General features: G+C 67.4%; 19 protein-coding genes and 2 pseudogenes. 10 read left to right on the top strand and 11 right to left on the bottom strand.

What is annotated here, in order from left to right; translation table 11 throughout:
- Nucleotides 1–131 precede the first annotated feature (131 nt).
- The 4 genes from J7528_RS01525 to J7528_RS01510 all read left to right on the top strand — a co-directional run bounded on the left by J7528_RS01525 (nucleotide 132) and on the right by J7528_RS01510 (nucleotide 3,421).
- On the top strand, nucleotides 132–629 hold the full coding sequence (locus J7528_RS01525) for an Lrp/AsnC family transcriptional regulator (protein ID WP_047409974.1): 498 nt from the start codon (nucleotides 132–134) through the stop codon (nucleotides 627–629).
- 151 nt (nucleotides 630–780) lie between these two features.
- Nucleotides 781–2,055 (top strand): MFS transporter, encoded by a 1,275-nt coding sequence (locus J7528_RS01520; protein WP_291870630.1) that lies wholly within the window; start codon nucleotides 781–783, stop codon nucleotides 2,053–2,055.
- Nucleotides 2,056–2,150: 95 nt separating this feature from the next.
- Complete coding sequence (locus J7528_RS01515; RefSeq protein WP_291870628.1) at nucleotides 2,151–3,047, top strand: pirin family protein; 897 nt, start codon at nucleotides 2,151–2,153, stop codon at nucleotides 3,045–3,047.
- A 71-nt stretch (nucleotides 3,048–3,118) separates the two neighbouring features.
- On the top strand, nucleotides 3,119–3,421 hold the full coding sequence (locus J7528_RS01510; protein ID WP_291870626.1) for a hypothetical protein: 303 nt from the start codon (nucleotides 3,119–3,121) through the stop codon (nucleotides 3,419–3,421).
- Between the two features lie 147 nt (nucleotides 3,422–3,568).
- Here J7528_RS01510 and J7528_RS01505 read toward each other — a convergent pair whose 3' ends face one another.
- The gene (locus J7528_RS01505) at nucleotides 3,569–4,714 is read right to left on the bottom strand and encodes an acyl-CoA dehydrogenase family protein (protein ID WP_291870625.1); all 1,146 of its coding nucleotides are present in this window, start codon (nucleotides 4,712–4,714) and stop codon (nucleotides 3,569–3,571) included.
- Between the two features lie 177 nt (nucleotides 4,715–4,891).
- Here J7528_RS01505 and J7528_RS01500 point away from each other — a divergent pair, with 177 nt between their 5' ends.
- Nucleotides 4,892–5,593: a helix-turn-helix domain-containing protein gene (locus tag J7528_RS01500; RefSeq protein WP_291870623.1), complete on the top strand. Its 702-nt coding sequence runs from the start codon at nucleotides 4,892–4,894 to the stop codon at nucleotides 5,591–5,593.
- A 3-nt stretch (nucleotides 5,594–5,596) separates the two neighbouring features.
- Here the strand turns inward: J7528_RS01500 and J7528_RS01495 are convergent, their stop codons facing one another.
- Nucleotides 5,597–6,682, bottom strand: a complete 1,086-nt coding sequence (locus tag J7528_RS01495) for a phytanoyl-CoA dioxygenase family protein (RefSeq protein WP_291870621.1) — start codon at nucleotides 6,680–6,682, stop codon at nucleotides 5,597–5,599.
- A 119-nt stretch (nucleotides 6,683–6,801) separates the two neighbouring features.
- On the opposite strand from J7528_RS01495, the gene J7528_RS01490 reads away from it, so the two are divergent.
- Both J7528_RS01490 and corA read left to right on the top strand, forming a co-directional pair.
- Complete coding sequence (locus J7528_RS01490) at nucleotides 6,802–7,821, top strand: adenosine deaminase (RefSeq protein WP_291870619.1); 1,020 nt, start codon at nucleotides 6,802–6,804, stop codon at nucleotides 7,819–7,821.
- Nucleotides 7,821–8,789, top strand: coding sequence for a magnesium/cobalt transporter CorA (gene corA / locus J7528_RS01485; protein WP_291870617.1), 969 nt, complete (start codon nucleotides 7,821–7,823; stop codon nucleotides 8,787–8,789). The genes J7528_RS01490 and corA overlap by 1 nt, the downstream gene beginning before the upstream one ends.
- A 123-nt stretch (nucleotides 8,790–8,912) precedes the next feature.
- On the opposite strand, the gene J7528_RS01480 is transcribed toward corA, so the two are convergent.
- The 5 genes from J7528_RS01480 to J7528_RS01460 all read right to left on the bottom strand — a co-directional run bounded on the left by J7528_RS01480 (nucleotide 8,913) and on the right by J7528_RS01460 (nucleotide 15,965).
- Nucleotides 8,913–9,386 carry a DUF2199 domain-containing protein gene (locus tag J7528_RS01480; RefSeq protein ID WP_291870615.1) on the bottom strand — a complete coding sequence of 158 codons (474 nt, stop codon included), beginning with the start codon at nucleotides 9,384–9,386 and terminating at the stop codon, nucleotides 8,913–8,915.
- A gap of 46 nt (nucleotides 9,387–9,432) precedes the next feature.
- A complete protein-coding gene (locus J7528_RS01475) occupies nucleotides 9,433–10,416 on the bottom strand; it encodes a DegT/DnrJ/EryC1/StrS family aminotransferase (RefSeq protein WP_291870613.1) in 984 nt (327 codons plus the stop codon).
- Between the two features lie 115 nt (nucleotides 10,417–10,531).
- A complete protein-coding gene (locus J7528_RS01470) occupies nucleotides 10,532–12,070 on the bottom strand; it encodes a class I adenylate-forming enzyme family protein (RefSeq protein WP_291870611.1) in 1,539 nt (512 codons plus the stop codon).
- Nucleotides 12,071–12,252: 182 nt separating this feature from the next.
- Nucleotides 12,253–14,331: a 3-hydroxyacyl-CoA dehydrogenase NAD-binding domain-containing protein gene (locus J7528_RS01465; RefSeq protein ID WP_291870609.1), complete on the bottom strand. Its 2,079-nt coding sequence runs from the start codon at nucleotides 14,329–14,331 to the stop codon at nucleotides 12,253–12,255.
- A gap of 407 nt (nucleotides 14,332–14,738) precedes the next feature.
- Entirely contained in the window at nucleotides 14,739–15,965 is a 1,227-nt protein-coding gene (locus J7528_RS01460; RefSeq protein ID WP_291870607.1) for a serine hydrolase domain-containing protein, read from the bottom strand.
- A 122-nt stretch (nucleotides 15,966–16,087) separates the two neighbouring features.
- Here J7528_RS01460 and J7528_RS01455 point away from each other — a divergent pair, with 122 nt between their 5' ends.
- A complete protein-coding gene (locus tag J7528_RS01455; protein WP_291870605.1) occupies nucleotides 16,088–18,007 on the top strand; it encodes an ATP-binding protein in 1,920 nt (639 codons plus the stop codon).
- Between the two features lie 8 nt (nucleotides 18,008–18,015).
- On the opposite strand, the pseudogene J7528_RS01450 reads toward J7528_RS01455, so the two are convergent.
- Nucleotides 18,016–18,136: pseudogene (locus tag J7528_RS01450) on the bottom strand (hypothetical protein); the annotation flags it as partial.
- A 16-nt stretch (nucleotides 18,137–18,152) separates the two neighbouring features.
- The gene (locus J7528_RS01445; protein ID WP_291870604.1) at nucleotides 18,153–19,328 is read right to left on the bottom strand and encodes a Yip1 family protein; all 1,176 of its coding nucleotides are present in this window, start codon (nucleotides 19,326–19,328) and stop codon (nucleotides 18,153–18,155) included.
- 273 nt (nucleotides 19,329–19,601) lie between these two features.
- Between J7528_RS01445 and J7528_RS01440 the strand changes: the two genes are divergently transcribed.
- Nucleotides 19,602–20,837 carry a TetR/AcrR family transcriptional regulator gene (locus J7528_RS01440; protein ID WP_291871296.1) on the top strand — a complete coding sequence of 412 codons (1,236 nt, stop codon included), beginning with the start codon at nucleotides 19,602–19,604 and terminating at the stop codon, nucleotides 20,835–20,837.
- 101 nt (nucleotides 20,838–20,938) lie between these two features.
- Nucleotides 20,939–22,054, top strand: a complete 1,116-nt coding sequence (locus J7528_RS01435) for a hypothetical protein (RefSeq protein WP_291870603.1) — start codon at nucleotides 20,939–20,941, stop codon at nucleotides 22,052–22,054.
- Nucleotides 22,055–22,096: 42 nt separating this feature from the next.
- Here the strand turns inward: J7528_RS01435 and J7528_RS01430 are convergent, their stop codons facing one another.
- Complete coding sequence (locus tag J7528_RS01430; protein ID WP_291870601.1) at nucleotides 22,097–24,430, bottom strand: TonB-dependent receptor; 2,334 nt, start codon at nucleotides 24,428–24,430, stop codon at nucleotides 22,097–22,099.
- A 279-nt stretch (nucleotides 24,431–24,709) separates the two neighbouring features.
- Nucleotides 24,710–24,787: pseudogene (locus J7528_RS01425) on the bottom strand (hypothetical protein); the annotation flags it as partial.
- Nucleotides 24,788–24,789 lie beyond the last annotated feature (2 nt).

Here is a 24,789-nt window from a genome sequence, read left to right as displayed (position 1 = left end):
TCCTCCTGGGTCTTCCCGCCCGTTACGCAATATCTTATAGAAGCGCGGAAATTGTTTGCCCAAGGCGTGCCCGACTCGCGGTCGTTTTGCGCAAGAAGTGAGCGTCAACGCCCGCTGGGGGGAGGAATTTCTTGTCCGAACAACTCGACGCCGTGGATGCCAAGATCCTCGATCTGATCCAACACGACGCCGGACTGTCCGTCGCGGAGATCGCCGAACGAGTCGGTTTGTCGTCCAGCCCGTGCTGGCGCCGGATCAAAAGGCTGGAAGACGCCGGCGTCATCCAGCGCCGCGTCACGATCCTGGACCGCGAAAAGCTGGGTCTGGGCTTCGAAGTCTATTGCACCGTGAAGCTGTCCCTTCCGACCAAGGAAAATCTGGACACGTTCGAACAGGCGGTCGGCAAGTGGGCCGAGGTCGTGCAGTGCGCCACCGTGACCGGCGCCGCCGACTACGAGATGCGCATCGTCACCCGCGACATGCGCGCCTTCGACGAATTCCTGCGCGACAAACTGCTGTCGCTGGGCCTGGTGTCGAACATCGAGAGCCGCATCGTGATCCGCGGCGTCAAGAACTCGACGGCCGTGCCGCTGGGCCTGATCAGCCCGTATGTGAGCCCGCTGGGGTAACACCCACACACCGAGCATCCCCGCGAAAGCGGGGATCCAAGCTGACGTTCAAGGCTTGGCGGGGCAGCGCATTATCGTCCGGCTCGGCTTGGGTCCCCGCTTTCGCGGGGATGAACGGATTTAGGATTTCCGACATCGAGGGGAGGCCGTCATGGCCACATCGAGCACTGGGAGTGCGTCGACGCGACGCGTGCTGGCCGCCAGCCTGATCGGCACGGCGGTCGAGTTCTACGACTTCTATATCTATGCGACCGCCGCTTCGCTGGTGTTCGGGCCGCTGTTCTTCCCGGCCTCCTCGCCGTCCGTGCAGCTCTTGGCCTCGTATGCCAGCCTCAGCGTCGCCTTCATCGCCCGGCCGCTGGGCTCGATCGTGTTCGGCCACTTCGGCGATCGCATCGGCCGCAAGTCGACCCTGGTCGCCTCGCTGATCATCATGGGCGGCTCGACCCTGCTGGTGGCCTTCCTGCCGACCTACCACCAGGCCGGGTGGATCGCGCCGTTCATGCTGTGCCTGCTGCGCTTTGGTCAAGGCTTCGGCCTGGGCGGCGAGTGGGGCGGGGCTGCGCTGCTGGCCGTCGAGAACGCCCCGCCCGGCTGGCGCGCGCGGTTCGGCATGTTTCCCCAGCTGGGCGCCCCGGTCGGCTTCATCGCCGCCAATGGCCTGTTCCTGATCCTCGGCGCCGTGCTAACGCCCGAGCAGTTCCAGGCCTGGGGCTGGCGCCTGCCGTTCCTGGGCAGCATCCTGCTGGTCGGGGTCGGCCTGTGGATCCGCCTGAAGCTGACCGAGACCCCCGCCTTCCAGGCCGCCGCGCACGAGGCCCCGCCGGCCCACGTGCCGGTCGCCGAGCTGTTTCGCACCCATCCGCGCGAAGTCATCGGCGGCACCTTCGCCGTCGTCGCATGCTTCGCCCTCTTCTACCTGACCACCGCCTTCTCGCTGGGTTATGGCGTCACGGCGCTGGGCTATGGCCGCCAGGTGTTCCTGAGCGTGCTGCTGGTGACGATCCTGTTCATGGCCGCCGGCATCGTCTGGGCCGGCTACTGGTCGGACGCGACCAGCCCCCGCCGCGTGCTGATGGCAGGCTCGGCCCTGACCCTGGTCGCCGGCGCGGCTCTGGCTCCCATGATGGGTTCGGGCTCGCTATGGGTGATCGGCGCCTTTCTGTCGCTGGCCCTGGTGGTCATGGGCCTGGTCTACGGACCGCTGGGCGCCTGGCTGCCCAGCCTGTTCCCGGCGAGGGTGCGCTACACCGGCTCGTCGATCGCCTTCAATGTCGGCGGCGTCATCGGCGGCGGCATGACCCCGGCCATCGCCCAGTTCCTGGCCGGCCATGGAGGCCTCAAGCTGGTCGGCGTCTATCTGGGCGCCGCCGGCCTGATCAGCCTTCTGGCCCTGCTGCCCCTGAAGCGCACTGACGCGCTATAGAGGTCAAAAACGCGAACCTTGCATTGAAGGCTTTGCACAAGACGACGCGGGTCGGTCCCGGCTAAGTTCCGCTCATCTCTTCCCGGAGCCGCCCCATGATCGACCTCGTCATCGAAGCCCGCCGCCACGATATTGGAAACTTCGAGGTCGGCCGCGTGCTGCCCTTCCACGCCCGGCGGATGGTCGGCCCGTTCACCTTCCTGGACCACATGGGGCCGGCCGAGTTCGCGCCGGGCTTCCCCAAGAGCGCCGACGTCCGCCCGCACCCGCATATCGGCCTGTCCACCCTGTCGTACCTGTTCCAGGGCGAGATCACCCACCGCGACAGCGTCGGCTCGCTGGCCGTGATCAAGCCGGGCGAAGTCAACTGGATGACCGCCGGCTCGGGCATCACCCACTCCGAGCGCTTCGAGACCCTGCGCCGCCAGGGCGGCCGCATGGACGGCATGCAGGCCTGGATCGCCCTGCCCAAAGAATATGAAGAGACCGCCCCCAGCTTCAGCCACCACGAAGGCTCGGCCGAGTTGCCGTCCTACGAGAGCGGCGGACTGAAGGCACGGCTGATCGCCGGCGAGGCGTTCGGCGCCAAGGCCAGCGTGCCGGTGTTCTCGCCGCTGTTCTATGTCCACTGGGAGCTGGAGCCGGGCACGACCGCGGCCCTGCCGGCTGAATATTCCGAGCGCGCGGCCTATGTCGCCGACGGCCGGGTCGAGGTCGACGGCCGCGAACTCTCGGCCTTGCAGATGGCCGTCTTCGCGCCGGGCGAGACCGTGGTGTTCAAGGCCCTGGAGCGCTCGACTGTCATGCTGCTGGGCGGCGAACCGATCGGCCCGCGCTTCATGGAGTGGAACTTCGTCTCCTCGTCCAAGGACCGCATCGAGCAGGCCAAGGCCGACTGGAAGGCCGGCCGCATGAAGCTGCCCGACCTGGACCACGACGAGTTCATCCCCCTGCCGGAAGCCAAGCCGGCGCCTCCGCCGCAGCCGCTCTAAGGCAACCGAACCTCCGCATTGGGATTATCTCCCCTACCCGGCGCCAAGGCCGGATATGGGAGAAGACGCTCATGCGTATCGTGACGATCGCGGCCGTGGCCGCCCTGGGCCTGACGGTGATGGCCTGCGAGAACAAGGCCGAGAAGGCTCAGGAGGCGGCGACCCAGAGCAGCGCCGCCGCCGCCGACGCCCAGAACGCGGCCGCCGCCGCGACGGACGCGGCCAATGCCAGCGCCGACGCCGCGACCACGGCGACGACCGAGCAGGCCAAGGAAGCCGCCGGCGACGCGGCCGCTGCTGCTGGCGATGCGGCCGAAAAGGCCGGCGACGCCGCGCAGAAGGCTGGCGACAAGGCCAAGGACGCCGCGCACTAGTTTTCTAAGCCCCCTCTCCCCTTGCGGGAGAGGGTGGCCCGCGCAGCGGGTCGGGTGAGGGGTCTCGCAGGCATTTCCGATAGGCCTTTCAACCCCTCATCCGTCAGCTCCGCTGACACCTTCTCCCGCAAGGGGAGAAGGATTCTCCTACCCATCAATATCCCACCCTAGCGCCACGCGGCCGCTCAGCACGGTCTGCGGCTTTTCCTGCAGCGGGTGGTAACGCGCGCCCTGCACGTCGCGGAAGGCGCGCTCCAGGCCGGCCTGGCGATAGAAGGCCTGACCGCCCGCCGCCTCCATGGCCAACTCGACCGTCTCGATCGCCGAGCGGCCCACCAGGGTTCGCAGGGTCATGGCCAGGCTGGTGGCCTCAGCGCCGGGTTTGCCGGTTTCGGCCAGGTCGATCATCCGCGTCATCGCCAGGTCCAGCGCCGCGTGGGCGTTCTCCATCTCGCCGACCAGGCTGGCGGTCAGGACGTCGGGCGTCTTCTTCTTCACCAGTTCCAGGGTCCGGGCCCGCGCGCCGTCGGCGACGCCGGCATAGGCCGAGTAGATCAGCGGGAACGCGATCATGCTGATGATATGGAACAGCATATGCCACGGGCCGGCCGGGCGCCGACCTGAGATCGCCGTATCAGGCACGAAGACCTCGGTCAGCTCCACGTCGTTCGAGCCGGTGCCGCGCATGCCGAGCACCCGCCAGGTGTCGCGGATCGCCACGCCCGGCGCCTTCAGCGACACACCGAAGTGCAACACGGTCGGCCCTGCCTCCGGGTCGTCATAGACGGCGCTGGTCATCAAGAGGTCGCCGGCCGGCGAGCCGCTGGAGAACGCCTTGCGGGCGGTGATGGCGAAGCCGCCCTCGACCTTGACCGCCGTCCCGCCACTGGCCAGCCAGTCCGAGCCGCCGCTGGAGACCAGCACCAGATCCTCGGCGACCAAGCGCTTGAGCAGGCCTTCGGTCGGCGCGCCCTGATGCTTCCAGCGCCAGGCGGCGACGGCCACCAAGTGGCTGTGCATGGCGAAGGCCAGGGCCGTGGAGCCACACGAGGCGCCCAGCCGGCGGATGACCTGGCCGATCTCGGTGAACGTAGCCCCGCCGCCGCCGAACTCAACGGGGACCAGCGCTTTGAAGAAACCTTCAGCCTTTAGAAGCGCGTATGCCTCGACGACGAAGCTGTCCTCGGCGTCGTGTTCGGCCGCGCGCTGGGCGATCTGGGCGCCGATCTTGTCGGCGCGGGCCAGCCAATCGGCGGCCGGCGGCGCGGTAGTGTTTTCGGGTGCGAGCAACATGTCGTAACTTCCGTCTGGGGCGGACGATCAACAAAGGTCCGCGTGATGCGAAACCTTGTGTCGCGATCACGCTGTACCTGCCTAGTTCAGCAACTGAACCGACCCGGTACAGGAACTGAACTAGCGACCTACTCAGACGACAGTCTACACGCCGCCGGGCTTTGATGGGGAGAGGGAATGGCGCAAGGCAGCTACAGGCAGTTCTGCCCGGTCGCGATGGCGGCCGAGATCCTGTGCACGCGCTGGACCGTGGTCCTGCTGCGCGAGATGGTCGCCGGCTCGACGCGCTTCAACGAGCTGCGGCGCGGCGTGCCGCGGATGTCGCCGGCCCTGCTATCGCAACGGCTCAAGGACCTTGAGGCCTCGGGCATCGTTCGCCGTGACGCCCTGCCCGGCGAGCCGGACGTGTTCGAGTACCGACTGACCCAGGCCGGCAAGGACCTGGAGAGCCTGATCGACGCCTTCGGCCGCTGGGGCCAGCGCTGGGTCAGCACGGACCTCTCCCTGCAGCAGCTGGATGCCTCGCTGCTGATGTGGGACATGCGCCGCAACCTGGACCCGCGCCCGATGTCGCGGCCCAAGAGCGTGATCCACTTCCGCTATCCCGAGCAGGCCCCGGCCGACCGCTCGTGGTGGCTGCTGGTCGAGCCCGAAACGCCGGTCGACCTGTGCTCGGTCGATCCGGGCTTCGACGTCGACCTTTATGTCTCGACCGACCTGCGGACGATGACCGCCATCTGGATGGGCCACGACACAGTGCGCCAGGCGCTGGGCGAGGAGCGCATGCTTCTGACGGGCGACAAGGTCCTGGCCTCCGACATGCAGGCTTGGCTGGGCCTCAGCCCCTTCGCCAAGACCGCCAGCATGGTCGGCGCCTGACAGCTACTTGTAACGCCGCTGCTCCCTGGCCCCGTGGCGGACGTAGTGCTTGCGCGGGTCGATGCCGGAGGCGGCGACGTCGGGGTTCAGGTCCAGATAGCGCTGCGGATCGAAGTCCTTCGGCGCCTTGGCCGGGAACAGGCTCGACCAGCGATCCGCCGTCACCGGCGCCGGGGTAATCGCGCCGCGCTTGGGGACCTCCGCGATCGGGCGGTCGACATATGTGTTCGGCGCCAGCTTGCCCGTGGTGACGTCGACGATGTCGCGCAAATCGAGATTGCCGGCCAGCGGGTCCGAGAAGGCCGGCGTGTAGTAGGCGCAGTCGTCGAAATAGTAGTGGGTGACCTGCGACCAGCGGGTGCGGGCCGGGTCGTTCTGGCGGCTGCCGCCGTGCAGCAGGTTGGCCGCCCAGATCAGGGCCTGGCCCTTCTTCGGCCGGAAGTACTCCGGCTTCGTGCCCGTCGCGTCGATCAGCGCCCGCCAGGCTTCCTCGAACGGCGGTTGGGCGAACTCGGCCGTCTCCGTGCCCGCCACCTTGCCGATCGCGTCGTTGTAGAGGATCGGCCACTTGTGCGAGCCGGGATAATAAACGAGCGGGCCGGCGTCCTCGTGGATGTCCTCCAGGGCCAGCCACACGCCGCACATGAAGCGCTCGGGCACGCTGGAGAAGTGGATCGAGTCCGAATGGACGTGCTGCTGCGTCCCGACCGGGAAGTTCAGGGTCTGGAACGGAAAGGCGCGGCGGCCATACAGCTTGGACAGCAGCTCCAGCACCGCCTCATTGGCGGCGATGGCGCGGACGTCTTCGTTCGTGCGCCAGGCGTCCTGCACCCGCAGGCCGTCGTTGGCGGTCCAACCCTCGGCGCGCCAGCGGTCGAAATCGTATTGCGGGGTGAGATCCGTCTTGATGCGCTCGATGCGCGCGGCGAGGTCCTCGTCCGGGAAGTCGAAGACCGCGAAGCCCTTCTCGTTCAGCTGGATGGCGACGTCGCGCTCGCTGTTGGACAGGCCCATCTGGTCCAGCGAGGCCGAAAACAGCATCGACTCCACCAGCGGCACGCCGGGCAGAAGCTTCTGGGAAAGGGTCATGGGCAAGGTCCCCGAGCACGCTGGAACTGCTGCGGGCTTAACCGGCGCCACGCGGCATGACCAGAGCTTTCGGCCGATCCCCGGTTGATCAACGGCCGCCCCCGCGCGCATAAAACGCCATGACCGACACCAGCTTCGCCCAATTCGTCCGCGGCCTTCCGAAGGCCGAGCTGCACATGCATATCGAGGGCAGCCTCGAGCCCGAGCTGATGTTCGAGCTGGCCCAGCGCAACGGGATCACCCTGCCCTTCGCCTCGGTCGACGAGATCCGCGCCGCCTACGATTTCTCGAACCTGCAGGACTTCCTGGACATCTATTACCAGGGCGCGGGCGTGCTGATCACCGAAGCGGACTTCAAGGACCTGGCCCTGGCCTATTTCAAGCGCCTGGCCGAGGACGGCGGCACGCATGCCGAGATCTTCTTCGACCCCCAGACCCATACCGATCGCGGCATCGCCTTCGACGTCGTCATGAAGGGCCTGCTGGCCGGCATGAAGGAAGCCGAGGAGACCCTGGGCGTCACCTCCAAGCTGATCCTCTGCTTCCTGCGCCACCTGTCGGAGGAGAGCGCCTTCGAGACGCTGGAACAGGCCAAGCCCTGGCTGTCGGACCTGGCCGGCGTCGGCCTGGACAGCTCGGAAGTCGGCCACCCGCCGGCCAAGTTCGCCCGTGTCATGCAGGCTTCGCGCGATCTGGGCCTCAAGGTCGTGGCCCATGCCGGCGAGGAAGGCCCGCCGGCCTATGTCTGGGAAGCCATCGACCTAGTGAAGGTCGACCGCATCGACCACGGCAACCGCGCCCTGGAGGACGAGGCCCTGACGCAGCGCCTCGTGAAGGACGGCACCACTCTGACCGTCTGCCCGCTGTCGAACCTGAAGCTGTGCGGCGTGCCCAGCCTGGACGTCCATCCGCTGAAGAAGATGTTGCAGCTGGGTCTGAAGGCGACCGTGAACTCCGACGACCCAGCCTATTTCGGCGGCTACCTGCTGGAAAACTACCTGGCCACCGCCGGCGCCGTCGGCCTGACCCGCGAAGAGATCGTCACCCTGGCCAAGAACAGCTTCACCGGCTCGTTCCTGACCGAGGCCGAGAAGGCCGATCGGGTCGCCCAGGTCGAGGCCTACGCGGCCGCGCACTAGTGACGGTCGTCGCCGCCAGCGCCTATGTCGACGGCAAGGCCGTCCGCGCGCTTAGCCTGGATGATCCAGACAGCCTGGCCCCGCGCGAGGGCGAGTTCGTCTGGATCGGCCTGGTCGAGCCCAGCGAGGCCGAGCTGCGCGTGCTGCAGCAGGCCTTCCACCTGCACCCGCTGGCGGTCGAGGACGCGCTGAACGCCCGCCAGACGCCCAAGGTCGACGTCTATGGCGAGCACCTGTTCGTCGTCGCCAAGACCGCGCATTTCGACAACGACCACATCCAGTACGGCGAGACCGACTTCTTCGTCGGCCGTCGGCACCTGATCACCGTGCGCCACGGCTCGGCCCGCGCCCACACCGAGCTGCGCGCCCAGCTGGAGGCCTCGCCCGGCCTGCTGGCCAAGGGCGTGGACTATGTGCTGCACGCGGTGCTGGACTTCATCGTCGACGGCTACATGCCGATCGTCGACACCATCGAGGAAGAGCTTCAGCTCTTCGAGCGCCGGACCCTGGACGCTTTCCTGACCCGCGCCGAGATCGCCCGGATCTTCAATCTTCGCCGGGCGCTGATGAAGTTCAAGAAGCTGCTGGGGCCGATGACCCAGGTGGTCAGCGCGCTGGAGCACCACGAGCTGCCCTGCATCGACAACGACGTCCGCGCCTATTTCCGCGACGTGCGCGACCACATCCAGCGCACCGAGATCCTGGTCGACGGCCTGCGCGAAGTGCTGACCTCGGTCTTCGAGATCAGCAGCCTGCTGGAGCAACAGCGCCAGGGCGTCATCACCCGCCAGCTGGCCGCCTGGGCCGCCATCCTGGCCGTGCCGACGGCCGTGGCCGGCATCTACGGCATGAACTTCGAGCACATGCCCGAGCTGAAGTGGACCTACGGCTATCCCGCCGTCATCGCCGGGATCGTGGTGATCTGCGGCCTGCTGTACCGGCGGTTCAAGAAGGCCGGGTGGCTGTGAATTCCCCTCCCTCATAGAGAGAGGGAGGGGCCCGCGCGAAGCGTGGGAGGGTGAGAGGTTACGGCGTCAACCAAAGTGCCGGCACGCCGTCGAACCTCGTAACCTCTCACCCCAACCCTCTCTCTAAGAGAGAGGGAGCACCTCCAGCACCTCTCGATGCCGGGCGGCGTCGATGCCGTCGCGTTGTTCCTGGGCTAGGCGGCTCTTATCTGTTTCCAGCAGGGCCAGGGTCGGGCGCTCGTCCGGGGTCTGGAACTGGATCAGGACGCGGGTGCCCAGGGTGGTGCCGGGATAGGGCGCCAGGCGGTTGGCCAGTTTGGCCGGATGGGGCGGCTCCTCGCGGCCGTCTTCTTCGTAGAGTTCGAGGTAGCGCTCGAAGACCTCGGCCTCGACCTCGGCCCAGGCGCCCCAACCGAAATAGTCGTCCTGGCCCTTTAGCGGCACCGGCAGGATGCAGCGGATGAAGAAACGATCGCCCCACTGGCACAGGTCGTCATTGTAGCGGACCTGCTCGGCCTGCTCTTCCTCGGACAGCGCGAACACCTCGTCCGGCAGCTCGAAGCCCCAGTCGAGGGAGAGTGGTTCTTGGTCGGCCATCGTCATCCTCGGAATCTCCGGCGAATGACTAGGCCATCATGCGGCTCTAGGCCACCGCGTCGCGCAGGGCGTCGCACAGGCGGTCCAGGCCCTCGATGTCGAGGTTGGGATCGAGCGTGATGACCACGGTCGAGGCCGCCAGGTGGTCGGCGATCGGGGTGTCGTCGGTGGCGAGGGCGCGATCGCGGACCGAGCAGCTGGCCTGGATGCCGGCGGCCTGGAGCTTCCAGGCCACGGCGCCGGCGTCGTCGGTGGGGAGGGACAGGGCGCAGGTCTGCGAGATCCAGCTCATGCCCCAGCCCGGCTGGAAACCGACGCCGCTGTCCAGCAGCAGGACGCGTAGTTGCTGGGCGGTGCCGCACAGGCGCTGGCGCAGGCCCGGCCAGGCGGCCAGGCCGTCGTCGCCGGAGAAAGCTTCCGCCTCGATGTCGTTGACGATCGTGGCGTCCTCGCAGGCGATGAACACGCCCTCGCCGCTCGGCAAGCCGACCAGCACGGGAACCGGCGCTTCCATCACCACGTCGAAGGCGCCGGCGGTGTCGACCAGGATTGGCAGGCCGGTCTCGGCGCGGAAGGCGGCCCAGGCGCGCATGTCGGGCGCGCGGCCATGGGCGGCGGCGGGCACGATGGCTTCCAGCGGACCGGGCGCGTCGGGCAGGCGCGCGCGCAGGTGGGCGGTGTCGAACATGGCGCTGAACGGGTCGACATCGACCAGCCAGGCCTTGAGGCCCGCCGCCGCAACGCCGGCCAGGGTTTCGGGATCGGCCAGGGCCGAGACGACACAGACGCCGCCTTCCCGCACGCCCAGCGCCTTCAGCGCGGCGGCGGTGGCTTCGACACGGTCGGCGAAGGAACGAAGCGCCACGGGACGAGCGAAGCGGGCGGCCAGGCGCTGGTCGAGGTCGGAGCTGTGGCCCGCGACACCCAGGGCGGCGGCGACGGCGTCGAAATCGATCGGCGCACCGGAAGCGCGGACAAACGCCTTCTGCTGAAGGGCGTTGAGCTGAGCGGCGACGGGCTTCGGGAGCATTTCAGACGCAATCCACGACGAACCGGGCGACCGCAATGGCCGCACCATATGGTTAAGCAACCGTATTCATCGATTCCGCCCGGCCTAATGTGGCGCGCGGTCGCGGCAAAAAAGTTCAGTGACTAGGCGAAACTTGCCATGAGTCCCGCAGTTCGCGCTTCAGAACCTTGCCGATATGGCTTCTTGGCAGGCTTTCGACGACACGGACGTCCGCCAGCCGCTGGGTCTTGCCGACCTGGCCGTTCACGAACGCCTTGATCTCGGTCGAATCCGCCGCACCTCGAATCGCCACGAAGGCCACCGGCGTCTCGCCCCACTCGGCCGAGGGCACGCCCACCACCGCTGCCTCGACCACCGCCGGATGCTGGACCAGCACCGCCTCCAGATCGGACGGATAGATGTTGAAGCCGCCGCTGATGATCATGTCCTTCTTGCGATCCATCAGGGTGAGGAAACCCTCGTCGTCGAAGCGGCCGACATCCCCCGTTCGAATGAAGGTCCAGCCTTCGGGCGAGGTCCAGATCGCCTCGGCGGTCTTGTCCGGGCGGCCGTGGTAGCCGTTCATGGTCGCGGCCGAGCGACCGACGATCTCGCCGACCACGCCAGGGCCGACCTGGACGCCGTCCTCGTCGATCAGGCGGATGTCGTGGCCCGGCGCGGGCTGGCCGACCGTGTGCAGCTTGTCGGGATGCTCGTGGGCAATGAGGATGCAGGTGCCGCCGCCCTCGGTCATGCCGAAATACTCGACCAGGCCGCCGGGCCAGCGCTGCAGCACCTGGGCCTTCAGTTCCGGCGCGAACGGGGCGCTGGTGCAGAACTTCAGGTGCGTCGAGGACAGGTCGTAATCGCCGAAGTCGGGGCGCTCCATCAGGCGGCGGTACTGCACCGGCACCAGCATGGTGTGGGTCATGCGGTGCTGCTGGGCCAGCGCCAGATACTTGCCGGCGTCGAACTTCTTCATCAGCACGACCGTGCCGCCGCCGGCGAGCGTGGGGAAGAAGCAGACCAGCGTGGTGTTGGAATAGAGCGGGGTCGACAGCACGCTGACGGCGTTGGGCCCGTAGCCGACCGCGTCGCCCCGGAAGACGTGCTTCCAGCGCATGCCGTGCGACTGGACGATGCCCTTGGGCGTGCCGGTCGTGCCGCTGGAATAGATGATGTTGAAGGGGGCTTCGGGGGCGATGGTCACCGGCGTCGGGCGCGCGTCCAGCGGGGCCAGCCAGGCGTCGAAGTCTTCGGTGTCGAGGCGGACGTGCTGGACCGGGATCGGCGCGGGCTTCTGCGCCTCCTCCACCCCGGCGTCGAGGAAGAACAGCCTGGCCCCGCAGTCGGCGACCATCACCGCGATCGACTCCGGCGTCGACGACGGGGCGATCGGGGCGACGGCCACGCCGGCCCGGAGGCCGCCCAGGAACAGCGCCGCATACGGGATCGACGACAGGGCGCAGACGGCGATCGCCTCGCCGGGCTGGACGCCGTCACGCTGCAAGGCGGCGGCGACGCGGTCGACCAGGGCGTCGAACTCGGCGTAGCTGACCTGCTCTCCTGTCTCCATGATCACGGCCGGATGGTTGGGGCCTTCCTGGGCGCGGATCCGCAGGATGTCGCCCATGGTCCCGTAGTCGGCGGCGAGCATGGCGGCGATGGTGGTCATGGGCTTTCCCTACGTAAACTGATCCCCAAACTCCGCTCATCCCCGCGAAAGCGGGGACCCAAGCCGAGTCGGCGGATTGATCTTCGGCCGCGCCTCAAACTGAGCTTCAGCTTGGGTCCCCGCTTTCGCGGGGATGAGCGGATTGGAGGGCCCCCCTCCCCCATCAAGGGGGAGAGGAAGTTCTACGCGTCCTTGAACCCCTTGCCCTCGGCCACCAGCCGCTCCAGCAGCGCCGAAGGCTTGAAATCCTCCCCCAGGGTCTCGTGGAACTCGCGCATCTTGGCCAGGATCTTGTCCAGGCCGACCAGCTCGCCCCAGAACATCGGGCCGCCGCGATAGACCGGCCAGCCGTAGCCGTTGATCCACACGATATCGATGTCCGAAGCCCGGATAGCCTTGCCCTCTTCCAGGATCTTCGCGCCCTCGTTGACCATCGGATAGAGGCAGCGCTCCAGGATCTCCTGGTCGCTGATCTCGCGGCGCTGGATCTGGCGCTTCTCGGCGAAGTCGCGGATCACCTGCTCGACCTCGGCGCTGGGCTTGGCGTTGCGGCTTTCGTCGTAGTCGTAGAAGCCCTTGCCGTTCTTCTGACCGCGGCGGTCCATCTCGCAGAGGACTTCGCGCACGCTCGAGGACGAGGTCTTGGCCGGGTCCCAGCCGATGTCGAGGCCGGCCAGATCGCTCATGGCGAACGGGCCCATCGGCAGGCCGAAGTCGTACAGCACCCGGTCGACGTCCCAAGGCATGGCGCCTTCCAGGATCAGCTTCTGGGCCTCGCGCTGGCGCTGGGCCAGCATGCGGTTGCCGACGAAGCCGTGGCAGTTGCCGACCAGCACCGCGACCTTGCCGATCTTCTTGCCGATCTGCATCGAGGTGGCGATCACCGACTTGTCGGTCTTGGTCCCGCGCACGATTTCCAAGAGGCGCATGACATTGGCCGGCGAGAAGAAGTGCAGGCCGATCACGCTCTCGGGCCGGCTGGTCGAGGCGGCGATCACATCGATGTCCAGGTACGAGGTGTTCGACGCCAGGATCGCGCCAGGCTTGGCGATCTGATCCAGCTTGCCGAAGACCTCCTTCTTGATCTCCATCAGCTCGAACACCGCCTCGATGATCAGGTCGCAGTCGGCCAGGTCTTCCAGGTTCATCGACGGCGTCAGCAGGCCCATGCGCTTTTCGACGTCGTCCTGGGTCAGGCGGCCCTTCTTGGCGGTGTTCTCGTAGTTCTTGCGGATGATGCCGACGCCGCGCTCCAGGTTCTCTTGCTTAGCCTCAATGATCGTCACCGGGATGCCGGCGTTGAGGAAGTTCATCGAGATGCCGCCGCCCATGGTGCCGGCGCCGATGACGCCGACCTTCTTGACCGGGATCAGCGGTGTGTCGTCCGGCACGTCCGGGATCTTGGCGGCCTGGCGTTCGGCGAAGAACACATAGCGCTGGGCGGCCGACTGCGTGCCAGTCATTAGCTCCATGAACAGGCGCCGTTCTTCCTTCAGGCCCTCGTCGAAGGGCAGGTTCACCGCCGCCTCGATGCACTTGATGTTGTTCTCCGGGGCCATGAAGCCGCGGAACTTCTTGGCGTTGGCCCTGCGGAAATTCTCGAAGATCTCGGGATGACCACGGGCGGCCTCGACCTTGTCGTTCAGCTCGCGGACCTTGTTCAGCGGACGGCCCTCGGCCAGCACCACGCGGGCGAAGGCGATGGCCCCGTCGCGCAGCGCGCCTTCCTCGACCAGCGAGTCGAAGAGGCCCATGGCCAGAGCCGCCTTGGCCGGCACATGCTGGCCGCTGGTCACCATCTCCAGCGCCTTCTCGACGCCGACGATGCGCGGCAGGCGCTGGGTGCCGCCAGCGCCGGGCAAGAGGCCGATGTTCACTTCCGGCAGGCCCGCCTTGGCCGAGGGCACGGCGACGCGGTAATGCGCCACCAGCGCCACCTCCAGGCCGCCGCCCAGCACGGTGCCGTGGATCGCCGCGACGACCGGTTTCGGCGAATTCTCGATGACGTTCTGGACGTCCTGCAGGGACGGGCCGGTCATGGCCTTGCCGAACTCGGTGATGTCGGCGCCGGCGATGAAGGTCTTGCCCTCGCAGATCAACACGATGGCCTGGACGGCCGGATCGGCGATGGCCGCGTCGAATGCGCCCTTCAGTCCCTCGCGCACGGCCGCCGACAGCGCGTTGACCGGCGGCGAGTTCAGCGTGACGACGCCGATGTCGCCTTCGACGGAAAGATCGGTGACGGCGTTGATCGCGGCCATGGCGTTTCGACCCCTGCTTTTCGTTTGAACGATTGTTTGAAGCCAGCCTGCACGCCCAGGCGAAGATGTCCAGACTTCCGTGTCGGCGCCTGTTTCGCGGGCAAGTCGTGTTGACGACTTCAAACGCATACTACAAATTCGAAATCAGAGTTTCAGCCGAGGTCATCCGTGGACGCGGATGCGACGCCCCGCACGGCCGGACGCCGCATTTGCCTGAATTCCAGAGAGAATGATCCGTGCTGGGGAGGGCGTTCGCGGGAAGTCATGGGCTTGGGACGCGACTTGCACGCGTCCTGACGTTTCGAAGTCGGTGGATTCCGCGAGCGTGACGTATTGCTCGCAATGCGTCGGACTTTGGTAAAGCGCAACTCGGCGCGGGAGGGCATCCCGCGCCGTTTCTTTGCGCCTTAGGCCGCGCTTTCCGTGAACGCCGAATAGACCAGCGTCCGCAGCTCGCGACGGATCGGGTACGAGGTCGACGGCATCAGCTGGGTCATGAACACCACCGCCAGGTCCTCGACCGGATCGATCCAGAACGCCGTCGAGGCCATCCCGCCCCAGAAATATTCGCCCAGCGAGCCCAGGTTCTTGGTCCGCGCCTGATCGATGGTCACGGCGAAGCCAAGCCCGAAGCCCAGCCCCTCGAACACCGCCTCGCTGAACAGCGACTTGGACAAGTGCACCAGCTCCTTGCCGCCGGGCAGATGGTTCATGGTCATCAGCTTGATGGTCTTGGGACTGAGCAGGCGCACGCCGTCCAGCTGGCCGCCGTTCAGCAGCATGCGGCAGAAGCGCATGTAGTCGTCGGCGGTCGAAACCAGGCCGCCGCCACCCGACTTGACCATCGGATCGCTGAGGAAGCGGCTCTTTTCGGGGTCGTCCTGCAACACCACCTTGCCCGACGGCGTCAGGGCGTAGCAGGCCGTGAAGCGGCCGCGCTGGCTCTCCGGAACGAAGAAGCCGGTGTCGACCATCTTCAGCGGATCGAAGATGCGGGTCTTCAGGAAGACGTCGAACGGCATGCCCGAGATCGTCTCGACCAGATAGCCCAGCACGTCGGTGGAGACCGAATAGTTCCAGGCCTCGCCCGGCGAGAACTCCAGCGGCACGGTCCCCAGGGCGTCGACATAGCCTTGCAGTCCGCCCTCGCTGTCGATGCCGTCCAGCTTCAGCTTGCGGTAGGCCGCGTCGACATTGGTGCGCTGCTGGAAGCCGTACGTCAGGCCCGAGGTGTGGCGCAGCAGGTCCAGCATCCGCATCGGCTCGGCCGTGCGTTTCGTCTGGAACGCGCCCTGCACGCCGGCGACGAATACGCCCTGATCGCGCCAGGCCGGGATGAAGCGGTGCACCGGATCGTCCAGCGACACCAGCCCCTCCTCGACCAGCATCATGAAGGCGATGCTGGTGACCGGCTTGGTCATCGAATAGATCCGGAACAGGCCGTCGGCCTTCAGCGGCTTGCCGCGCTCGACATCGGCGCTGCCCAGCACGGACGTGTAGGCCAACTGACCGCGTCGCCAGACCTGGGTCAGTGCGCAGGGCAGTTTACCTGTGTCGATATACTTTCCCTTGAGGAAGGTCTCGATGCGGTTAAGTCGGTCGGACGACAGTCCAACGGCTTCCGGCGTGCTCAACGTCCTGCTCTCCCCTTGGTGACGACTTTCGTTGGCCTGGATCAGGACTCGCGTTCGGACGTTATGCCGCAACGTAAACTTTACCCGATCCTGCGATACCGATTGAAAACGAGGGAAACGGGATGGGCAAGCACTTGGATACCGAGGCTGCCTCCAGAATCGAAGCCGCGGCCGCCGACTGGTTCTTCCAGAGCAGCCTCGACATGTTCGTCGTCCTTCAGGACGACGCGATCATTCGCGTCAATCCAGCCTGGACCGGCCTGACCGGCTGGACGCCCGAGGACACCCTGGGCCGCCCGATCCGCGACTTCTTCCATCTGCACGACACCGAGGTGATCTATGCGATCGCCGACGCCCTGCGCACGGTCGGCCACGCCCGGTCCGAGCACCGCCTGGCCCGCAAGGGCGGCGGCTGGCTGTGGGTGCGCTCGCAGTCCAAGATGCTGGAGGGCGGCGGGCTGCTGATCGTCTTCCAGGACTTCAGCGAGGACCGCGCCCGCGAGATCGCCCGCCAGCAGGGCGAGCGGTCCAACGAACTGCTGCGCACCGCCGCCGGCGTCTATGTCTGGCGCTTCAATCCGCGCAAGGGCGTCTACGTCTTCGATCAGGACATCCCCACGCCCAGCTCGCCCCAGGGCGGGGTGCGGACCATGACCGTCGGCGAGATGACGATGTCGATCCACCCCAACGACCGCGAGCGCGTCTGGGAAGCCTTCTCCCGCGCCTTGCGGCGTGGTGAGCATGTCGAGATCGACTATCGCTACCTGGATCCGGCCAACAACGAATGGACCCACATGCACTGCGCCTGGCGCGGAGTGCGCGGCTCCAGTCCCGACGCCTGGGACGTGATCGGCATCAGCCAGAACGTCACCGAGCTGGTCGAGGCCCGCGACGCCGCCCTGGGCGCGGCCGAGGCCAAGAGCCAGTTCCTGGCAAACATGAGCCACGAAATCCGCACGCCGATGAACGGGGTGCTGGGCGTGCTGCACCTGTTGAAGAACGAAAGCCTGACCGACGACGGCCGCCGTCTGCTGAACGAGGCCCTGGGCTGCGGCGAGATGCTGTCGGAGCTGCTGAACGACATCATCGACTTCTCGAAGATCGAGGCCGGCAAGCTGGAGCTGGCCACCGAACCGGTCGAGCCCGCCGACCTGCTGGCCGGGGTGGCCGACATGCTGCGACCGCAGGCCGAGGCCAAGGGCCTGTATCTGCGAGTGGAGGCGCCTAGCGATCTGGGCTGGGTGGCCACCGACCCGCTGCGGCTGCGCCAAGCCTTGTTCAACCTCTTGGGCAACGCCGTGAAGTTCACCCTGGAGGGCGGCGTTGTCGCGCGGCTCTCCGGGAGCCGAGAGGATGACCGCGCCCGGCTGCGGTTCGAGATCCAGGACACCGGCGTCGGCATCGACGAGGAGGCCGGCAAGCAGCTGTTCGAGCGCTTCAGCCAGGGCGACGGCTCGACCACGCGACGCTTCGGCGGCTCGGGCCTGGGCTTGGCCATCTGCCGTCGCCTGGCCGAGATGATGGGCGGCCAGGTCGGCTTCTCCAGCGAACTGGGTAAGGGTTCGACCTTCTGGCTGGAGGTCGAGGCCGAAGCCTGCGCGGCGCCGACCAGTGAAGCCGACGAGCCCGACGCCCAGCTGTTCGCCGGCCTGCGTGTGCTGCTGGTCGAGGACAACGCCACCAACCGCCTGATCGCCGGCCGGATGCTCGAAGCCCTGGGCGCGCGCATCGACACGGCCGAGGACGGCGTCCAGGGCGTGGCCGCCGCCGCGCGCGGGGGCTTTGATCTGATCCTGATGGACATCCAGATGCCCGGCATGGACGGCGTCGAGGCCACCCACCGCATCCGCGCCTTCAAGGGCCTGGCCGGCCAGGTTCCGATCCTGGCCATGACCGCCAACGCCATGGCCCACCAGCAGGCCGCCTACCTGGCCGCCGGCATGGACGGCGCCATCGCCAAGCCCCTCTCCCCCGCCGCCCTGACCCAGGCCATCGCCCGGGCCCTGACAGCGGAACGGTCGGGGACGCGGAAAGCGTCGTAGAACTTCAAACTCAAACCAAGCTCGTCATCCCGGGCGGCAAAGCCGACCCGGGACCCAGGGGCCGGCGTAGTGCGGTTGCCCTGGGTCCCGGCTCTCCGCTGCGCTACGGCCGGGATGACGAGCTTTTTTGTTCTGAAGGTGGAATTTACTTCGCCATCACCTCCAGCCGGCCCGCGTCGACCGCACGAACCGCCTGCTTCAGCTCATCCACGCTGCCCGCAGAACCATCGGCCTCGATCGCGAAACGATCGCCGACCACCACCGAGTATTTTCCGGAGTTGCTCTGGCGATTCCACTGCTCGGTGGTCAGGCGGCCATCGACCGTGGCGGTCTTCTCGTACTCGTCGGCCGTCTCACGGGTGGCGTGACCGCCCATGCCGGCGGCCAGCGCCGTAAGGCCCGCCACGGGACCGAGGTCGGTGATGGTCAGGCGGAACGAGCCGCCGTTCTCCTTCTCGTACTGGCCGGTCGCCACCACGATCTGCGCCTGATCCGTGCCGCTCGAGGTGGTCTCGACGCTGGCGCGGGTGAAGCCGGCGGCGCTCGCGGGCAGCAGGGCCTTCAGCGCCTCGGGCGAGGCGGCCTTGCCGGGGTTCTTCGACAGCTCTTCGGCGCGCTTGGCGACGGCCTCCATGCGGCCCAGATCGACCTTGTTCCCGTTGATCTCGACCGTGCCCGACACCTTGTCGGCATGGCTCATGGCGCTGAGCCCCGACAAGCCGGCCGCGCCGCTGATCGCGGTGGTGATCACGCCGATGACGAAGGCGACCACGATGGCCACGATGATCGTGACGACGGCATAGCCGGTGGCCTTCTCAGGCGGAGCCTTCATTACCCGCGGCAGGCCCAGATACAGCAGGTAGCAGCCGTACAGGCTGCCCAGCAGCGCCACGATGCCCAGCATCGGCAGGATCTGGAACACGCCCGCCACCCAGCCGGCGGTGCCCGAATAGGCCGCGACCTTGAAGGCCTGCACGCGGTTCTTCTCGGCCCCGAAGCTGGGCGCCAGGCCGTCGATGACCAGGCCCAGCACCGCCGTCATGATCAGCGAGCCGACATAGCCGACCACCGCCAGCGAGATCGCCGCGCCCAAACCCGGCTTGAACGACAGACCGGGCACGCCGATGCCGAACACCTGTCCGCCGATCAGCCCCGCCACGGCCGGAATAGCCGCCAGGATGCAGACATATCCCGTAAACAGGCCGCCGATGCTGGCGGGCTCCCGCTCAATCCGCTCCCACTCCGTGGCGGGAGAGATGAGGATGGCCTTGACCCTCGCGACCAGACCGGTCCCCGCCGATCCGCCTTCAACTACCGACATTTTCGCGAACGCTCCCTTGATGAGGAATCCAGCGCCCGCCCCGATGGGCCCATCTAGGCACAGTTCGCGCGGAGGTCGAAACAAGGTTTTCCGACATCGCCCGCCGCTCAGAAAATGGGTTGGGCTGCAACATTCCTGACAAACCCCGGCTGTAGGGGGCGCCTATTGTCCCGAGACGGACGGAGCCGCCCTTTAAGACGGCCCTGCCCGCGCCTAAATTGGACCCGATCGTCCAACGACTGGCGCAACCGGCGAAGGACGGGTTTCTTGGGGTTGGTTACGATGGATGACGGTCGGATCGCGGGGGCTGCGACAGCGCGCTACGCCCGCAAGAAGGAGACGATCCTGGCGGCCGCCACGGCGATCCTCAATCGCCAGGGCGTGCGTGGCATGACGCTCGCCGACGTCGCGGCCAAGGTCGGCCTGAACACCACCAGCGTCACCTACTACTACCGCAAGAAGGACGACCTGGCCGCCGCCTGCTTCATGCGGGGGCTGGAGCGTTTCGAGGCCATGGTCGGCGAGGCCGCCGCCGAGACGACCCCGGCCGCGCGGATCCTGAAGTTCCTGGACCTGTATCTGGACCTCAACCGCCGGGTTCGCCTGGGCGAGGCCACGCCCCTGACCAGCTTCGCCGAGATCAAGGCGCTGAAGGAGCCCCTGCGCGGGTCCGTCGTCAGCGCCTTCAACGACCTTTTCCGCCGGGTGCGCAGCTTCTTCGACGACCCGAGCCTGGCCCACCTGGACAAGCGCCAGCGCAACGCCCGCGCCCATCTCCTGATGGAGCAGGTGTTCTGGTCGGGCACCTGGCTGCGCCGCTACGATGTCGAGGACTATGGCCGCGTGCGCGACCGCCTGGGCGACATCCTGCTGAACGGCCTGCCCGCCGGCGGCCGCCCATGGGCGCCGCAAGCCCTGCCCGACCCGACGCCGCTGTCGCCCGAGGGCCTGGAGTGGCGCGAGACCTTCCTGGTCGCCGCCACCCGCCTGATCAACCAGCGCGGCTATCGCGGCGCCTCGGTCGAGGACATCTCGGCGGCGCTGAACGTGACCAAGGGCTCGTTCTATCACCATCACGAGGACAAGGACGCCCTGGTGTCGGAGTGCTTCGAGCGCACCTTCACGGTCACCCGCCGCTCGCAGCTGGACGCCAAGGCGCTCGACGCCGACAGCTGGACCCAACTGACCTCGACCGCCGCCGGCCTGGCCAGCTACCAGCTGTCCGAGCACGGGCCGCTGCTGCGGGCCTCGTCGATGGGCGCCCTGCCCGACACCCTGCGCCACGACATGGCCGACGGCTACGCGCGTGGCTGGCAGCGGTTTGGCTCGATCATCTCGGACGGCATCGCCGACGGCTCGATCCGCCCGATCGATCCCGCCATCGCCGCCCACATGATCAACTCGATGCTGAACGCCGCCGCCTCGCTGGGTGCGTGGGTGCCCGGCCTGGAGCGTGACGAGGCCGCCGAGCTGTTCGCCAAGCCCCTGCTGACGGGCGTGTTGAACTAGGTTCGCGCCAAAGGTTGCGACCTATTAACCATAGGGTGGCCCTGCCCCAGGGGCGGCTGGTATCGTCAAGCGTCTGATTCGCTTCGAGTTCCGTCCGCGCTATGACGACGATCAACCCGTATTCGCCGACCTACGCGCCTGGCCTGACCGCCGGGCAGACGGCGACGCAGCGCGCCAACCAGTCGACCGGCTATGGCCAGACGCGCGACCAGAGCCCGACGATCAACACCCCGGCGGTCAATGTCACCCTGTCGGCGGCCGCCCAGGCGGCGCTGAAGGCGCAGACCGACTCCCGGACGACTGACGCCGTCGTCGCCGACGCCCGCGCCCAGATCACCGCCCAGTTGAAGGCCGCCAAGACCTCCAGCGCGCTCAAGGACGGCAATCCGGCCATCGATCTGACCGCCATGGATCGGCGTACGCTCTACGCCGTGGCCAGCAACCAGGGCGGCCAGTTTCCGCTGGACCAGCAGGTCGTCGCGGCCCTGGCTTTGAAGGGTCAGCACGACACCGCCCTGGCCGGCCCCGCCGCCCAGGCGCGACTGACCGGTGACTATGCCAGCCTGTACCAGACCGCCCTCGACCAGCTGGACGCCGCCGGCCCCGAGGAGAAGGCCTCGACCGCCTGGACCACCGAGCGCGCCGCCCTGGTCGAAGGCCGCAAGCAGGCCATCGCCCGTCCGGGCCTGGCCCCCGCCGGTATCGAGAACGACAGCGTCGCCGCCTATATGAAGGACACCGGCAGCGCCGTGGCCGGGGCCAAGACCCGCGACTTCGGCAAGGTCGCCGGCGACGTCCGCACCGCGCTGGACAAGCAGTACGAGCTGGCCTTCGCCCCCGAGGCGGCCAAGGACTCCAGCAGCGGCGAGATCGACTTCCGCCGCTTCGACGACCGCTCGCTGTCGGCCATCGCCCTGAACAAGGACGAGCAGTTCTCGAGCCACGAGATCGCCCAGGCCAAGACCGAGATCCGCCAGCGCGACAGCGACGCCATCAAGGCCAGCTACCAGTCCACCGGCGAGGCCGAGGGCGACTTCGGCAAGGCCATGATCACCCGCTATGCCGGTATGACCACCGAGGAGCGCCAGGCCTCCGGCTGGACCCCGGCGGTCTACGGCAAGATGGTCGAGCTGCAGACCTCACGCGACAAGCTGGCCCAGATGTTCAACGCGGATGGTTCGCTGGCCGGGCCGCCTAGCATGCTGGATTACCTGTAGGCCAGTCGGCGCCCTCCGCCAAAGCCGAGGGCGCCATCTTCACTAGTAGCGAACCGACAGCTCGACGCCGTAGGTGCGCGGGGCGTTGAGGTTGCCGTAGTCACCCAAGGTGGCGCGGTTGGCCGGGTCGCGGCGGTAGACGAAGTCGGCGTCCAGCAGGTTGCGCGACCACAGCGACAGCGCCATGCGCGGGCCGCCTTCCTTCAGCTGCATATCGGCCAGGCCGACGCGGGCGTTCATGATGAAGGACTTGTCGGCCTTCACGTCGGTCTGGTCGAAGGTCTGGGTGGCGTCCGAATAGTTGGCGTCGACGTGGGCCTGGAAGGTCGCACCCCACAGCGGCGCCTCGTAGTCGGCCGAGACGCTGCCGGCATTCTTCGGCGTGAAGACGATGAACACCGGCTGCAGCTGACCGTTGAAGGGGTTGCGGGTCGGGGGCACCTCGGTGTCGGTATAGGCATAGGCCGCCGACAGGGTCAGGCCTTCCGTCACGCGCCACTGGCCTTCGGCCTCGATGCCACGGATTTTGGTCGTGCCCGGGGCGTTGATGGTCTCCAGCGTGTTCCGGGTCGACGAGCCCGTCACCGTCACCAGGCTGAAGTCGATCTGGCTGCCCTGGCGGTCCATGGCGTAGGCGGCCAGGTTCAGGCGCACGCGGCGATCGAACAGGTCGGTCTTGGCGCCGATCTCGTAGGCCTTGACCTCTTCCGGACCGAAGGCGCGGTAGGTCAGCGAGCGCGAGCTGGCGCCGCCGGCGCGATAGCCGGTCGAGTACTTGGCGTAGACGTGGACGTTCTCGCTGGCGTCATAGGCCAGGGTGACCATCGGGTCGAAGCGGTCGTTCTTCTGGGCGAAGGTCAGGTTCGTGCGGACGTTGTTGACGATGTAGAGCTCACCGCTCTTGTCGTCCCAGGTGAAGCGGCCGCCGACCGTCAGGTGCAGCTTGTCGTCCAGCAGGGCCGGCGTGTAGGTCGCCTGGCCGTAGACGGCGTAGCTCTCGGCCGTGGCGCGCGAGGCGCGGTCGATCGAGCGCGTGCCGCGGATGGTCGGGGCCGGATCCAGGATGGTGTAGCCCGTGCCGTCGGCGTTCCAGCGGTTGGTGCTGGGGGTGGCGGCATCGTCGCTGGCGTCTTCGGTGAAGTAGTAGAGGCCCGCGACGTAGTCGAGGCGATCCAGCGAGCCGACCGCCTGGAACTCCTGGCTGAACTGGTGCTGCCACAGGCCCGCCAGGCTGTAGCGGCTGAAGTTGGTGTTGGGCGAATAGGCCGGGATGCGGTGGGCGCCGCCGGCATTGTCCCACTGGTCGACGTCGACCTCGCGATAGGCGGTGATCGAGCGCAGTTCCAGCTTGTCGTTGGCGACCCACTTCAGGTTCAGCGAGACGCCGTTGGTGTCGTCGACGCTCCACTGCTGCGGCACGCCGATGTCGGCCATCTTCATGCGCTTGTCGCTGGCGATGACGATCGACGGCAGCGGACGGATCTGGCCCGAGGGCAGCGTGCCGGTCGCCGGACCGACGGTCAGACCCAGCGGGTTGTAGCCCAGCAGCTGGCTGTAGAACGGCGTGTTCTTGTCCTGGCCGATGTCGCCGATCAGGTCGGCGGTGAAGTTCTGGGTCGGACGCCAGCGGACCTGGGCGCGCAGGCCGCGGCGGTCAAAGGCGTTCCAGCCGATCGCGCCCGGCAGCGGGTTCTTGGTGGTGGCGTCCTGGCGCTGGACGGCGGCGTCGATCTTGAACGCGAAGTCGCCGACGGCCGGCAGGTTCAGGTGCATCTCGGCGGCGTGGGAGCCGTAGTTGCCCACGCCGGCCTTCAGGCGCAGGTCGAACTCGCCGGTCGCCTGGCGGGTGACCATGTTCAGGGCGCCGCCTTCGGTGTTGCGGCCAAACAGCGTGCCTTGCGGGCCTTTCAAGACCTCGATGCGCTCGATGTCCAGCAGCGCCGCGCCCAGGCCGTGCTGGCGGCCCAGATAGACGCCGTCGATATAGACGCCGACGCCCTGCTCGCGGGCGGGCTGGTTGGCGTCCAGCGGGACGATGCCGCGAATGCCGATGGTCAGGGCCGACTGGCGGGCTTCGAAGGTGGCGACGCGCAGGCCTGGAATGGCGCCGTCGTTCAGGTCCATCAGGCTCTGCACCCGGCGCGCTTCCAGCGCCTTGTTGTCCATCAGCGAGATGGCGATCGGGGTTTCCTGCAGCTTGGTCTCGCGGCGGGTAGCGGTGACCAGGACGTCGCTGAGGGCGGTGTTGTCGTCGGCGGGATCGGCGGCGGCGGCGACTTCAGCCGGAGCGGTCTCGGCGGCCAGGGCGGCGACCGGGGCGGCCAGCAGGGCGGCGCCGGCGAACAGGAAGGTGCGCAGCGTGAGAGAGGTCTTCATTTTTATCCCCTTGAGATGGGGGCGAGACCTAGCCGGGGCGCATGTAGACAAATTTACATTTTGTGAAAGCTTTCAAAGGGTTCTGGAGACACCCAGACGCCAGAGCGTCATGGTTTTGTCATGATCCGTGCGCGAACCTTTGCGGGGTTGGTTTTGTGAAAGATTAGACGCAGCCCAGCCCCGAAGGCCTGCGCCAAAGAGCTGTTGAATCAACTGTATTTCGCCGACCACAGCCCTCGCTACTCCCACAATTCTCGTCATCCCGGCCGCAGCGCAGCGGAGAGCCGGGACCCAGGGGCCTCCGCATTGCGCTTGGCCCCTGGGTCCCGGATCGGCCCTTCGGGCCGTCCGGGATGACG

Origin of the sequence: Caulobacter sp. (genome assembly GCF_017744445.1) — a bacterium.
Lineage (GTDB): Bacteria > Pseudomonadota > Alphaproteobacteria > Caulobacterales > Caulobacteraceae > Caulobacter.
This window is presented reverse-complemented; position numbering and strand designations above follow the sequence as displayed.

Coding starts and splice junctions, on each gene's coding strand:
- J7528_RS01500 (WP_291870623.1), top strand. CDS start 4,892: ATGGCGCAAGGCAGCTACAGGCAGTTCTGCCCGGTCGCGATGGCGGCC.
- J7528_RS01470 (WP_291870611.1), bottom strand. CDS start 12,070: ATGACCACCATCGCCGCCATGCTCGCCGCCGACTACGGGACCATGGGC.
- J7528_RS01455 (WP_291870605.1), top strand. CDS start 16,088: ATGGGCAAGCACTTGGATACCGAGGCTGCCTCCAGAATCGAAGCCGCG.
- J7528_RS01430 (WP_291870601.1), bottom strand. CDS start 24,430: ATGAAGACCTCTCTCACGCTGCGCACCTTCCTGTTCGCCGGCGCCGCC.
- J7528_RS01510 (WP_291870626.1), top strand. CDS start 3,119: ATGCGTATCGTGACGATCGCGGCCGTGGCCGCCCTGGGCCTGACGGTG.
- J7528_RS01490 (WP_291870619.1), top strand. CDS start 6,802: ATGACCGACACCAGCTTCGCCCAATTCGTCCGCGGCCTTCCGAAGGCC.
- J7528_RS01520 (WP_291870630.1), top strand. CDS start 781: ATGGCCACATCGAGCACTGGGAGTGCGTCGACGCGACGCGTGCTGGCC.
- J7528_RS01465 (WP_291870609.1), bottom strand. CDS start 14,331: ATGGCCGCGATCAACGCCGTCACCGATCTTTCCGTCGAAGGCGACATC.
- J7528_RS01480 (WP_291870615.1), bottom strand. CDS start 9,386: ATGGCCGACCAAGAACCACTCTCCCTCGACTGGGGCTTCGAGCTGCCG.
- J7528_RS01505 (WP_291870625.1), bottom strand. CDS start 4,714: ATGTTGCTCGCACCCGAAAACACTACCGCGCCGCCGGCCGCCGATTGG.
- J7528_RS01475 (WP_291870613.1), bottom strand. CDS start 10,416: ATGCTCCCGAAGCCCGTCGCCGCTCAGCTCAACGCCCTTCAGCAGAAG.
- J7528_RS01435 (WP_291870603.1), top strand. CDS start 20,939: ATGACGACGATCAACCCGTATTCGCCGACCTACGCGCCTGGCCTGACC.
- J7528_RS01495 (WP_291870621.1), bottom strand. CDS start 6,682: ATGACCCTTTCCCAGAAGCTTCTGCCCGGCGTGCCGCTGGTGGAGTCG.
- J7528_RS01515 (WP_291870628.1), top strand. CDS start 2,151: ATGATCGACCTCGTCATCGAAGCCCGCCGCCACGATATTGGAAACTTC.
- J7528_RS01445 (WP_291870604.1), bottom strand. CDS start 19,328: ATGTCGGTAGTTGAAGGCGGATCGGCGGGGACCGGTCTGGTCGCGAGG.